The sequence below is a fragment of the Actinomycetospora corticicola genome (assembly GCF_013409505.1).
Lineage (GTDB): Bacteria > Actinomycetota > Actinomycetes > Mycobacteriales > Pseudonocardiaceae > Actinomycetospora > Actinomycetospora corticicola.
Genome location: NZ_JACCBN010000001.1, coordinates 681,391 through 693,521, shown reverse-complemented (window position 1 = coordinate 693,521; position 12,131 = coordinate 681,391). Strand labels below are relative to the sequence as shown.

Here is a 12,131-nt window from a genome sequence, read left to right as displayed (position 1 = left end):
GAAGTCGATGACCCAGCTCGAAAAGTCGGCCGAGCGCGCCCGGCCGGCGCCGGCAACCCCACTCGAGGTCCGTACCCACGACCGACGTGCACACGTAAACCCCGGCACGCCCTTCACCATCGGCCGCGACGAGTCGGCCGATCTCCAGGTCCTCGGCCCCGAGGTGTCACGGCACCACGTCCGCATCACCCATGGCCCGCAGGGCTGGACCATCGAGGACACCAGCCGCAACGGCACCTTCGCGCAGCAGCGACGCCTCACGAAGGAGCACGTCCGCGGACCCCTCACGGTCACGCTTGGAGCCAACGCGGGAGCACCCCAGGTCCACCTCGTCCTCACTCCGCTCCCCCGGCCCACCCCTCCGCGGCACCGCGCGCCTTACATCTCGGAGGCCGCCCAGCGCAGCTCCAGGCAGGGCCGCTTCGAGGCCGTCCACGACCTCCGCACCACTCCCGCCGCGCTGACCATCGGCCGCGACGAACGCAACGACGTCGTCGTGCAGGACCTCCTCGCGAGCCGCTTCCACGCCGAGCTCCGGCGCGAGGGCAGCCGGTGGGTCATCCATGACCTGAACAGCTCCAACGGGACCTTCGTCAACGGGACCCGCACCCGTCGTCAGGAACTCGGACCCGCGGACGTGGTGGGCATCGGGCACGTCCTGCTGCACCTCGAGGGCGACCGGCTCGTCGAATATGTCGACACCGGGGCGGTCGAGTTCCGGGCGGAGGGCATCGGGGTCCGCACGGCGAAGGGCAAGCAGCTCTTGCGGGACGTCACGTTCGCGCTCGAGTCGAAGAGCCTGCTTGCGGTGGTCGGGCCGTCCGGCGCGGGCAAGTCGACCTTGCTGAAAGCGTTGACTGGCTTCCGCCCCGCCGACGAGGGCCGGGTCGAGTACGCGGGCCGCGACCTCTACGCCGACTACGACGAGCTCCGCCAGCGCATTGGGCTCGTGCCGCAGGACGACATCCTGCACCCGCAGCTGAGCGTCCGAAAAGCGCTGCACTACGCCGCCGAGCTCCGCTTCCCCGACGACGTCGCCGCAGAGGAACGCCGGGCAGGCATCGACGAGGTCATCCACGAGCTCGGGCTCGACGGTCAGGCCGAGCAGCCGATCCACACGCTGTCCGGCGGGCAGCGCAAGCGCACCTCCGTCGCCCTCGAACTCCTCACCCGGCCATCACTGCTGTTCCTCGACGAGCCCACCAGCGGCCTCGACCCGGGGCTCGACAAGTCCGTCATGCGCACGTTGCGGGGGCTGGCGGACGACGGGCGAACGGTCGTGGTCGTGACGCACAGCGTCGCGAACCTCGATCTCTGCGACCGGCTCATGCTCCTCGCGCCCGGCGGTGAGGTCGCCTTCTTCGGGCCGCCCGAGGAGGCCCTCGCGTACTTCGGGAAGACCGGCTTCGCCGACGTCTTCCTCCTGCTGCAGGAGCACTCCGACTGGGGCGAGAAGTTCAGCCGCTCCCCTGCCCACGCGCGCTACGTCGGCCGCGCGAGCGCTCCACCCCAGCCGACGCAGCAGACCTCCGCAGGAACGGCGGCGAGAAGGCAGCAGTCGGTCCGACGGCAGTTCACCGTCCTCGCGCGCCGCTACCTCGCGGTCATCGCCGCCGACCGCCAGTACCTGATCTTCATGGCCGCGCTCCCCCTGGTGCTGAGCGTCCTCGCGCACGCCCTGCCCGGGGAGGCCGGCCTCTCGATGACCGAACAGCTGCGGGGTGCAGCGGGAGCGCCGCACCTGTTGTGGCTGGTCCTCGTCGTGGGAGCCGCGCTCATGGGGTCCGCCGCGTCGATCCGGGAGCTCGTGAAGGAACGCGAGATCTATCGTCGGGAACGGGCCATCGGGCTCTCCCGGGGCGCGTACCTGACGTCGAAGCTCGTGGTCCTCGGCGCGATCGTCGGGGTGCAGGCGGTCGTGCTCGGCGTCCTCGGGACGGTCGGGCGGCCGTCGCCGGACGAGCCGGTGCTGCTGGGCAGCGGCATCGCCGAGATCGTCGTGGCGCTGGTGCTGCTGACGGCGGCGAGCATGGCGGTCGGGCTCGCGGTGTCGGCGCTGATCGACAACGCCGACCGGGGCATGCCGCTGCTCGTGCTCCTCGCGATGCTGCAGTTCATCCTGTCCAGCGCCCTGATGCAGATCGGCGAACGACCCGGGCTCGGCCAGCTCGCCTGGCTTGTCCCCGCCCGGTGGGGCTTCGCCGCCGGCGCCGCGACGATCGGCATCCCGACCGGCCCCGCCGCACGCCCGTTCGACCAGCCCGACCCGCTCTGGGACCACACCGCCGGCACCTGGCTCGCTGACCTAGGCGTGCTCGCCGTCGTGACCGCGCTCTTCGTGGCCCTCACCTGGTGGCTGCTCCGGCGGCTCGACCCGGCCCGGCGATGAGCGCGCCGCCCGTGAACGCCCCCGTCGTGCGTGCCGCCGACGGCCGCACCCTGCCGGTGACCGACCGGCTCGTCGTCGGGCGGGACGAGACCTGCGCACTTTCGTTCCCGACCGAGGCCCGTCTCTCCCGCCGCGCCCTCGCCGTCGTCCCGACCGGCGGCGGCGCGGTCCTGACCTGCCTCAGCCGCACCCACGGCCTCGTCGTCGACGCCGACGGCGCCCTCTCCCGACTCCCTCCGGCCTCCGACGAAGGGCCCGCCGGCGGCTACGTCCTGACCCGCGGCAGGGCCACCGTCACCGGCCCCTCCTGGGGCGCCTCGGCGTTCGTCGTGACGGTCACCGCCGCGGCGCCGACCGGACCCGCCGTCCTGACGATGGACCCGACCGGCACCGCGACCCGCGAGCCGGTCCGGCTCCGGACTCACACCAAGGAGTTCGTCACCGCGCTGATGCTCTGCCGGCACCGGCTTCTCGACGCGACCGACCTCGCCCCTCCCCCGGAGGTCCCGCAGTTGACCCGCGCGGTGCTCGAGGCGACCAACAGCTGGCACCTGGTGCACGCGCTGGACACCGACGAGGCCACCCGCAAGCGCCTCACCGGTCGCATCCACGAGCACCTCAAGGCGCTGCGGGTGAAGCTCGTGCGCGGCGGGCTGGCCGAGCGCGGGGCCCGGCTGACGCCGTCGGTGATGGTCGACCTGTTGCTGGCCAGTGGCGCGATCACCCGCTCCCACCTGCGCCTTCTCGACGACGAGGCCTGGCTGCGCGCCCAGGAGGCACAGTGGTGGGACGCGTGAGGACCACCCCTGAGCTCGGGGATGGGACCCGCGTGTCGATCTCCCTAGCGTTCGTCCCATGACGCTGACGCAGCCGGCCCGCCGCTCCGCCCCGGAGTCCTTCGCGACGACGGCGCTGCCGTCGACGGTCACCGCGCCGTTCACCGCCGCCGTCCCCACCCCGTCCCGACGTCGGGTGTGGCTGGGCGGCATGGCCGCGCTCGGCCTCGCGGGGGCCATCGGCGTCGTGGCGCTCGCTTCGAACAGCGCCGCGGTGACGCCGCTGCCGACGGCACCGGTCTCGCTCGTCGGCGCCGACCCGTCGACCACCCGCTGCGCCGACGACGCGCAGACGGCGACGAGCCGCGTGGTCACGATGCAGCGCGGTCGGTTCGAAGTGCCGGTCGGGATGCTCGAGGTCCGCACGTCGAGCGCATGCGGCACCGCCTGGGCGCGCTACACGCTCGACGCGTCGGCGCCGGTCGCCGCGGTCGTGATCGAGGGCGGCACCCGCCAGGAACTCCCGCTCGTGGCGAGCGGACGGGTCGCCCACGGCGTGACCCCGATGGTCATGGCCGACGGGCCCGTGCACGCCGAGGTCGTCCCGGTCGACGGGGCCGTCCTGCCGAGTCGTTCCACCGCTGGAGGTACTCCGTGACCCGTGGTGTCCTGCTGGCCTGGATCGGCGGGGCTGTCGCCGTCCTGGCGATCCTCGCGGCCCTGCTCTGGCCGATGAACGCCTCGCTGGCCCCGCTTCCGGCCGCAGGGAGGTCCTCGACGACGGCACCAGCTCAGGGACTGCCGCCGGTCGCCGGCCCGCCGGTCGTCGCGGCCACACCGGTTGAGGAGGCGGTCACGACCGACACTCGCGGACGCGTGGTCAGGCAGCCGAAGCCGGTGGGAGCCGTTCCCGCTGCTCGGGTGCCGGCTCCGGCGATCGCGGCTTCGCCAGCTGCAGCCGCTCCCGCCGCCGCCCGCGTCCCTGCGACCACTGATCCGCCTACGACGACGTCCGCGGGAAACGGCGACAACGGCGGCAACAGGGGCAACGACGGCGGCGGCGACAACGGGGGCGGCGGTCTCTTTCCCAACGGCTTCAACTAGCGGCAGCCGAACAGTCGCGACCTCATCACCCCATCCTCGCGGACAGGGTCTCGACGAGGGGTGGTGCTCGTCAGCCCCGGCAGCGATGTCCTCACGATCGCGGTTGACATCATCGGGTGACGAACGGTCAGTCGTGGAGACGTAGAGAGCCGTCGACCGCGCGTTCCCCTACTTTCGTCAGCCATGAGACTGGGATGGCTTGACGGGCTCGACAGCGTGACCGACACGTGGGATGACCGAGTCCGCGACCTCCGCGACTACTTTGCTCTCGACGGAGGGATGCCGTCCTTTTCAGGCTCTCGTTTCGAGGTCTTCGGTCAGAATCGATGGGACCGGATAGATGCCGATGACCTGGTCGCCGTCGAGATGCTCAGCGTCCGTGTTCCTGGCCACGCCGCATTGCGCTTCCTCGAGCGGGAAACGCACATGATCACGGCGCTACTGACGAGGATCCCGACCGACCTCGAGCTTCATGAGCCTGAGGCTCGCGACCACCTGCGAGACGACGGACCGGCGGCAGCGCTCTGGGAGTTGCTCCGATCCCGGCATGGGCGTCACGGCGTCGGACCGGTCACCGCGTCCAAGCTCCTGGCCCGTAAGCGCCCGCTGCTCGTCCCGGTCTGGGACTCGATCGTCAAGCAGGAGCTCCGCCCAGTGAGCCTTCGGAACCACTGGACGACCATGCACGAGCTGCTGAGCGATGGAGACCGGGTCGACAGGCTGCGGCGCTTGCACTCGGAAGCGAACGTCCCTGCACAGGTCGGCGTCCTGCGGACCTTCGACGTCCTACTGTGGATGAAGGGGAAGAACGCGAAGGCCACTCGGGAACAGCAGTGCTCAGACACGATCTGATCAGCCGCCGGCGGACAGCAGCAAGGTGCCACGGCACCGTCGCAGGGCGGGGCTTGTCCGGAGAGGGAGCGGTGTCACCAAGCCGTCGGACTGATCACGTACCCGGCGCCGCAACGTTCGGGTCGAGGACGAGGACCGCGTCGGTGTCGGCGAACCAGGTGTCGAACTCATCAACGTCGTCGAAGATCGGCGTCCCCGCGAAGGTGCGGAAGACGTCGTCCACACGGTCGAGGCCATCATCCGGGTCCTCCAAAAGGAGGGCGGACTCAAGGGCCGATACCACGGCGGTCGGCAGCAAGGCAGGCATCCCGGCCCCGAGCGTCCGCGTCTCGGCGGCGAGGAGCTCCGCGGTCTCCGCCGCCGTACCGGCCTCGAGCTTCAGAACCGCCACCCGCTCGGCGTCGAACTCCTTTCCCTCGGCGGTGGCGAGCACTCGGCGGACCCCCTGGGCGATGAGCGTGGCGCACCACTGCGCCGCGAGCCCACCGGCGAGCGCACCAACGAGGGGGACGGGAACGACGGCCTGACCGACGGCACCTCCCGCCCAGCTCATCCCACTCACGAAGGTGGATTCGCACGCGCGTAGGGCAAACTCAGTTTTGTCGATCCGACCGCGGGCGAAGGCCAGTGCGGACTCGGTGATCCCAACCAGTGCGCTGGCCGCGGCGCCCACCGGCACCTTGCCTATGAGGGTGGCGCCAAAGCCATCCCGGCCGGCGATCACCTCCAGGGTGGCTCCGAGCCCGGACACCGCCCCGTTCCGGGCGCCGCCCTCCAGGGCCGCACCCACGACGTACCGCGTCGCGTCGAACAACGAGGTCTCGCCCGAACGGACCGAAGCGATGTGCGTGACCGCCTCGATCACGCCGGACGAGACCGCGCCGATGGCGGCGCCTGTCAGGGTGGCAACGCCGACCTGACGGCCGGCCTCCGTCGCCCACCTCTGGTCAGCCCACCGCTTCGGGCCGTCCGCTGCTCGCAGGGCCTCAGCGCGCGTGACGGGATCGCTCTCGATGCCGTCCATCTGAAGTCGATCGACCAGGTGCGCCCGGGCGTCGGCGTGGTCGGGCCACCTCAGGCCATCCGGATGCCCCTTCAGCCGCCCGTCGTAGATCTCAGTGATTCGCGCGTGCTGGTCCTCCGCCACGAGCCGGTCCATGCCCCGGTACTTCGGCGACGCCTGCGCGTACGCGGTATCGAGCGGCCCGCCATAGAGCTTCGCCTGCGCCTCCCGTACAGCCCCATCAGCACCGACGACCCGGATGTCCGCTGGCGTGTGCAGGAGCCCCTCGCAGGCATTGACGAAGGCCCACGCTCCCCCACCTGCGTCGATGGCGCGGCGGTTGAACTCGTCGGCGCTCATTACCTCGAACAGGTGGCCAGCACGTTGCTCGCGGCTGACTCGGCCGACCCGCTCCATGAGCCCGTCGACGTCCATGCGGACATGAGCGGCGCGCGCCGTCTGCTCCGCGAGCCGCCGGGTCACCCCGCTAACCACCTCACCGACGGCGGGCTGGAAGCCGATGTCGGACCGTCGACGACGGGGCGACCGTCTCCTGCTCGTGCGACCTCGTCATCGGCGTACCGCCGCAGCCAGGCGTGCGCGTTTGCGAGGGCACCGCCGTCGACGTCCGCGACCGCGCCGGAGACGTCGGTCAGCGGCGCACGCATCAGGGCGGTGGTGACGACGGCGAGGTTGACCAGCTCGCTCAGACAGGCTCGCTCCGGCTCGCTCCACGCCGTGACGTCCTCGTTCTTCTCTACCGTGGCCGTGAACCAGTGCAGAGCTTCGAATCCTGCGTCCCGTAGGAAGCGCAGCACCGCGCGAACGTGCTCCGCCCGGCGGAGGACCCCGTCGACACGCTCCCGCTCGAGCAGGAAGTCGGCGCAGCCGTCGTTCAGCCTCGACTCCGCCTCGTACTGGCTTCGCAGATCACGGCGGCCCAGGGCCGTCAGCACTCCGGCGCCGACGAGGACAGCGGGAACGGCTACCACGCCGCTCAGCACCGCCGTCCCCAGCGCGATACCTCCACCGCCCGTGGCCAGGGACCCACCGCCCAGGAACGCCAGGGTCGCGTTGCCGGCCGCTGCACCTGACAAGGTGGCGATCGGGGTACCGGTCGACGCTGCCCCAAACGCCCCGACGGCGGTGTAGGCCGTCGCGCCCGCCCCGGCTCCGGCACCGGCACCCGACCCGCTCCCACCGAGCAGGGCCCATCCCGACCGCAGGGTCATCTCGAGCCGGGAGACCACCTCGATCACGGGCATGGCCCCCACGCCCGGCATCTCGAAGTCGGCGAACTCGGCGAGACGCACGTTCTTCAACCGCGAGAACGCCTCGGTGAAGGGCACGAGGAGTTCCCGGTGGACCTGCGCACGCATGACGTCCTGCCGCAGCTCCTCATCCGAGCACTTCGCCACGAGGTCGGCGTGACGCTGCTTGAGCTGGTCGTACCGATCGCGGTTCTCCGTCGCCTTGCGCCGTGCCTCGACGATCGCGAGCGCCATTGCTGCTGCCCCACCCGTCCCCCGCCGACGTGGCCACCCCACGCCTCCGAGCCTGTTCTTCTCCGTTTGGAGGATCTCGTTACGCCGGGGGCGTATGAAGTCGGAACTCGTCAGCCGAACGGCGGCACAGTGGTCGACGCGCACAACCCTTCAGCTCAACAGCGGGCACGACTCCAAACTTGGCAACACCATCAGCGGAGGGGGAAGGACCGCCGGCAGTCCGACCCCGTGGTGTGGCGACGTCGGACGGGTGGCGATGGGGCTGAATGAGCGATCTTCGCGGCGACACACGAGACATCGCAGATCTCTCAGCACATCGACGACATGATGTCCCCACGGACGAGGAGGATCATGAACTCTGCGTTGTCAGCGGCGCTGAAGCGGCTCCTCACGGAGACGAAGATCGTTGGGATCAGTCATTCGAAGCTGATCAAGTCAGTCCGCGATGACCTTCCCGACACGGTGAAGGTGTCGCCAGCCGAAGCACTGGACGGCCCGCAGCTCGTGGTGCCGCTCGAGGCGCTGCGTGGGCTGGCAGTGGCGTCAGCGGCGACTATGCAAGCCGACCTTCTCCAGGTTCAAGCGAACTGGGCTGTGGCTCGCTACGTGGGCTCCTTCGATCATCGCGACGGCCGGCTCGTCCTGTCACGACCGGGTGAGTTGGTCGCCGGGAACCAGCGGCGCGTGCTGAGCGAGGAGCTGGGCATCGCGTTTGCTCTAGAGGCGGCGCAGACCTGGATGGGCCACCGAGGGGATCCTTCGTCACCGGTGTGGATCGCCGACGTCGATCAGCTTTCTCAGGGGATCGTCATGTGGGCCGAGCAGGGCAACAGCCGACCGGACTACATCGTCGCCACACGGGATCTCCACAGCCCTGGTGTCCTCGTGGCCCTCGTCGAGTCCAAGGGCACCCGGACGCCCTCATACGCGTCAAAGAGCTTGACGAACGGCTGCCGACAGATCGCGCCGGCAGTCGAACTGACGGACCTGCCCGGGCTCGTGGTGAGCACCCTGGTGACCGGGGCGACGATCACCTCGCGAGCGGCTCAGGTCGGAGCTGATCGCCCAGGCCTTCGGCCGCCCGACGACGAGCTCGTCCTCGCCGTGCAGGCGGCCTCCTTCGAGAGCCTCGCGGAGGCTGCCGGAAATGGTCCGGCAGCCGATCGGTGGCGCCGCGAGCGCAGCCGACCGACCGACGAGATGCCGACGCGCATGCGTGTCGATCGCGAGCGCACCCGTGACACCCTGCCCGACGAGGGTCCCGTGGTCGGCCTTGCGCAGCGCTACGGGTTCCCGGGTGGGCAACTCGAGGTCTTCCTCGGGGTAACGTCTGAGATCGACTCTGTTCTCCTCCAACCGGCCAACGACCTCATCGCGACGCAGCAGAGAACCCGGTCCCAACGCACAGGGCGGCGTGCCCCCGGCACCTCCGTCGAGGCCCAGGGGGCAGCCGTCGGTCCCGACGGGTCGGTGGCGTGGGTGCGCACTCGGAGCTGAGGACCGTCCTTCCTGCTTGCGGCAGAGACGGCGTCCCTGGCGCTGCGCGCAAGCAGTGACGCTCCACTTGCACCCAGTGACGACGACTACCGCGGTACGGCCGGCAGCGCCGCCGACGGGTGGCTCGCCACCCACGTCGGCACGGCGTCGGTGTTCATCGCGAACCACAGCTCGTTGGCACGGTCCGCGTCCAGGTAGACCACCGACGCCGCGCCCTCCATGCCGGTCCCCGTCGCCGGCGCCGTCAGGAAGTCGATGTTCGACGCGCGGAGGTCGCGGAGTCCCCACACGAACGACCGCAGATCACTCGCGCTGAACGTGTCGTCCACCCCGACCCACGTCGACAGGGAGTCCGCCAGCCCGTAGGCCCGCGTCGGACTAGCGAGGGTCCCCGAGCTGGTCGCCGAGGAGGCCAGGGCTCGCAGGGCGTTCTGCTGCCGGCGGACCCGGTCGAAGTCGCCGCCCGGCAGGCTCTTCCGCTCCCGCACGTAGGAGAGTGCGTGCACGCCATCGAGATGCTGTGGACCAGCCGGGACGGCCACGCCGTCGAAGTTCGTGGCCTGGCCGACGTTCACGTCGATCCCGCCGGCCGCGTCGGTCATCTGCGCGAACCCGGCGAAGTCGATCACCGCGAAGTGGTCGACGCGCACGCGGGTCAGCGACTCGACGGTCTGCACCAGCAGCGACGGTCCACCGAATGAGTAGGCCGCGTTGATCTTGTTCATGCCGCGGCCGGGGATCGGCACCCACGAGTCGCGTGGGATCGACACCACCGAGGCGTGCGAGCCGTCGTCGGAGACATTCACCAGCATGATCACGTCGGAGCGCTGCATCCCCGGCACCCAGTCCGAGGCCGTCGCCTCGGTGCCCGTCGTCGGGTCCGGCGAGCGGGTGTCGGTGCCGACCAGCAGGAACGTCTGCCCCTCCCCCTGCACCGGCCGAGTCGACGGGTCGATGTTGAACACTCCCTCATAGCGGTGCATCCGGTCACTGAACTGCTGCGTCACGGCGAACAACGCCCCTGCTGCCAGCAGCGCCAGGACCAGGCCCGCACCGAGCAGGAACATCAGTCCCCGGAGCACCCGACAGCGGCGCGCGTCATCAGGCAGGTCCGGTTCTGGACGCATCGGAAGAAGATCTGTTGCCGGCACGGTCGTACTCCCCCACCTCGGACGGCCTCACCAGTGTCAGCGCAGTCGATATTCGTGCGTTAGCCCCATCGACACCTTGTGACCCGAATAGCCCAAAGAACGCCGACACACCGTTTTCGCGTGACGACACACCGTGCTTTTCATGACGATTCCGTGACCACACATCGATCGCACCCGAGGACCCGACATACTCGACGCCGTGCCGGACCGGGGGGCTCTGATCGAACGGGCGGTCGTGCGCCGCCTGCACGACCGGTTGGGTTTCGGCGCCCCTCGCCAGGACCTCGAGCAGAGCATCCTCGCCGGCCCCGACGCCACGCTGGCGAAGCTCCTCACTACCGACGAGCCGGCACCGACCGACGTCCCGAACCTGCCGCAGATGATGGACCTCCCCGCCAACGATCCTGGTCGGAAGGCCCAGGACCAGCAGCGATCCGACCAGGAGCGGACCGCGATCCTCTGGTGGCTCGACCGCATGGCGATTGTGAAGGCTCCGCGCGCAGAGAAGATGACCTGGTTCTGGCACGGCCACTTCGCGACCAGTAACGACAAGGTCCGCGACGTCGGCCTGATGGTTACGCAGAACCAGACGCTGCGCACGAGAGGGCCGGAGTCGGTCGCGCAGCTCGCGCAGGCGATGGTCGTCGACCCCGCGCTCAACGTCTGGCTCGACAACCACGCCAACCGGAAGAACTCGCCCAACGAGAACCTCGGGCGCGAGCTGATGGAACTGTTCACCCTCGGTGTCGGCGAATACTCGGAGCGCGACGTCAAGCAGGCCGCAAGAGCTCTCACCGGCTGGAGCTACAAAGACCGGGAACTGACGTTCAAGCCGACGAACTTCGACAACGGCTCGAAGACCGTGCTCGGCACGACCGCCGACCTGAACGCCGCAAGCCTTGCCGACATGCTCACCGCCCGGCCCGACTCCGCCCGCTTCATCGCCACCCGCCTGTGGAACCGGCTGATCTCGAGTGACCCGCCGTCGGAAGCGGAGCTGGAACGGCTCGTCGACGCTAACGGCCCGGCCACCTCGGTACGAGGTCTCCTGAGAGCCCTCGCGACCGCCGACGCCTTCCGCGACCCGAACGCGACGCTCATGAAGCAGCCCGTCGAGTGGGCCGTCGGAATCGCCCGCGCCGTCGGTCGGCCCGTCGGCAGCCTCGACGTTAAGGACCAAGCGCTCAACCAGCTCAAGGCGCTCGGGCAGGTGCCGTTCAAGCCGCCGAACATCGGCGGCTGGCCCGCCGGCGCGCCCTAAATCACCCCCACCGCGACCATCGCCCGCGTCCGCTTCGCGACCGCGCTGCTGAGCGACGGCACGCTCGAGACCGTGGACGACCCCCGTCGGGAACCAATGCCCGGCTGGACTGGGCCCGCGCCACGTTGGGCCTCGACGCGTGGAGTGCGCGGACCCGGGCGGCGCTGAGCCCGGTCGCCGACCCCCGCCAACTGCTGATCGCCGCGGCGGTCAGCCCCGAGTACGTGGTGAGCGGATGAAGCCCCTGAGCACCACGGTGCCGATCCTGACCCGCCGTCGGTTCCTCGCGGCCACCGCCGTGACGGGTGCCGTCGCGATCGGGGCCGCGACCATCGGCTGGGAGGAGATCGCCGGCTCGGCCGGTGACCTCGACCCGACGCCGGCGTGCTCGTCGTCGTCACCCTCTACGGCGGCAACGACGGCCTCAACACCGTCGTCCCCGCGGGCGACGACGTCTACCAACGCTCTCGCCCCGAGATCGCCTACTCCCCCGCCGAGGTCCTCGACCTCGGCTCCACCGACACCCCGGCCTCGGCTTCAACCCCGCCCTCACCGGGCTCAAGAGCCTTTACGACGACGGGTCGCTCGCCACC

Annotated in this window: 10 protein-coding genes; 7 read left to right on the top strand and 3 right to left on the bottom strand. The window is 70.3% G+C overall.

Annotation, left to right across the window (positions count from 1 at the left end; translation table 11 throughout):
• Window positions 1-7: 7 nt before the first annotated feature.
• The 5 genes from BJ983_RS03305 to BJ983_RS03285 all read left to right on the top strand — a co-directional run bounded on the left by BJ983_RS03305 (window position 8) and on the right by BJ983_RS03285 (window position 5,121).
• Complete coding sequence (locus BJ983_RS03305; RefSeq protein WP_179792501.1) at window positions 8-2,389, top strand: FHA domain-containing protein; 2,382 nt, start codon at window positions 8-10, stop codon at window positions 2,387-2,389.
• Window positions 2,386-3,186 carry an FHA domain-containing protein gene (locus tag BJ983_RS03300; protein ID WP_218890076.1) on the top strand — a complete coding sequence of 267 codons (801 nt, stop codon included), beginning with the start codon at window positions 2,386-2,388 and terminating at the stop codon, window positions 3,184-3,186. The genes BJ983_RS03305 and BJ983_RS03300 overlap by 4 nt, the downstream gene beginning before the upstream one ends.
• A 58-nt stretch (window positions 3,187-3,244) precedes the next feature.
• The gene (locus tag BJ983_RS03295; RefSeq protein WP_179792499.1) at window positions 3,245-3,823 is read left to right on the top strand and encodes a DUF2690 domain-containing protein; all 579 of its coding nucleotides are present in this window, start codon (window positions 3,245-3,247) and stop codon (window positions 3,821-3,823) included.
• Window positions 3,820-4,269, top strand: coding sequence for a hypothetical protein (locus BJ983_RS03290; protein ID WP_179792498.1), 450 nt, complete (start codon window positions 3,820-3,822; stop codon window positions 4,267-4,269). The genes BJ983_RS03295 and BJ983_RS03290 overlap by 4 nt, the downstream gene beginning before the upstream one ends.
• Window positions 4,270-4,452: 183 nt before the next feature.
• Entirely contained in the window at window positions 4,453-5,121 is a 669-nt protein-coding gene (locus BJ983_RS03285) for a DUF6308 family protein (RefSeq protein WP_179792497.1), read from the top strand.
• A 94-nt stretch (window positions 5,122-5,215) separates the two neighbouring features.
• On the opposite strand, the gene BJ983_RS03280 is transcribed toward BJ983_RS03285, so the two are convergent.
• Together BJ983_RS03280 and BJ983_RS03275 are read right to left on the bottom strand one after the other, a co-directional pair.
• Window positions 5,216-6,607 carry a hypothetical protein gene (locus BJ983_RS03280; protein ID WP_179792496.1) on the bottom strand — a complete coding sequence of 464 codons (1,392 nt, stop codon included), beginning with the start codon at window positions 6,605-6,607 and terminating at the stop codon, window positions 5,216-5,218.
• Complete coding sequence (locus BJ983_RS03275; protein ID WP_179792495.1) at window positions 6,604-7,773, bottom strand: hypothetical protein; 1,170 nt, start codon at window positions 7,771-7,773, stop codon at window positions 6,604-6,606. Before BJ983_RS03275 ends, BJ983_RS03280 begins: the two co-directional genes overlap by 4 nt.
• A 207-nt stretch (window positions 7,774-7,980) precedes the next feature.
• Here BJ983_RS03275 and BJ983_RS03270 point away from each other — a divergent pair, with 207 nt between their 5' ends.
• Window positions 7,981-9,126, top strand: a complete 1,146-nt coding sequence (locus tag BJ983_RS03270) for a hypothetical protein (RefSeq protein ID WP_179792494.1) — start codon at window positions 7,981-7,983, stop codon at window positions 9,124-9,126.
• 86 nt (window positions 9,127-9,212) lie between these two features.
• Here the strand turns inward: BJ983_RS03270 and BJ983_RS03265 are convergent, their stop codons facing one another.
• On the bottom strand, window positions 9,213-10,193 hold the full coding sequence (locus BJ983_RS03265; RefSeq protein WP_246325522.1) for an LCP family protein: 981 nt from the start codon (window positions 10,191-10,193) through the stop codon (window positions 9,213-9,215).
• 283 nt (window positions 10,194-10,476) lie between these two features.
• Here BJ983_RS03265 and BJ983_RS03260 point away from each other — a divergent pair, with 283 nt between their 5' ends.
• Window positions 10,477-11,538, top strand: coding sequence for a DUF1800 family protein (locus tag BJ983_RS03260; RefSeq protein WP_343053673.1), 1,062 nt, complete (start codon window positions 10,477-10,479; stop codon window positions 11,536-11,538).
• The last annotated feature ends 593 nt before the right edge of the window (window positions 11,539-12,131 follow it).

Bases quoted from the DNA above. Each gene is read 5' to 3' on its own strand.
- BJ983_RS03285 (WP_179792497.1), top strand. From the start codon at position 4,453: ATGAGACTGGGATGGCTTGACGGGCTCGACAGCGTGACCGACACGTGG.
- BJ983_RS03265 (WP_246325522.1), bottom strand. From the start codon at position 10,193: ATGTTCCTGCTCGGTGCGGGCCTGGTCCTGGCGCTGCTGGCAGCAGGG.
- BJ983_RS03295 (WP_179792499.1), top strand. From the start codon at position 3,245: ATGACGCTGACGCAGCCGGCCCGCCGCTCCGCCCCGGAGTCCTTCGCG.
- BJ983_RS03270 (WP_179792494.1), top strand. From the start codon at position 7,981: ATGAACTCTGCGTTGTCAGCGGCGCTGAAGCGGCTCCTCACGGAGACG.
- BJ983_RS03300 (WP_218890076.1), top strand. From the start codon at position 2,386: ATGAGCGCGCCGCCCGTGAACGCCCCCGTCGTGCGTGCCGCCGACGGC.
- BJ983_RS03305 (WP_179792501.1), top strand. From the start codon at position 8: ATGACCCAGCTCGAAAAGTCGGCCGAGCGCGCCCGGCCGGCGCCGGCA.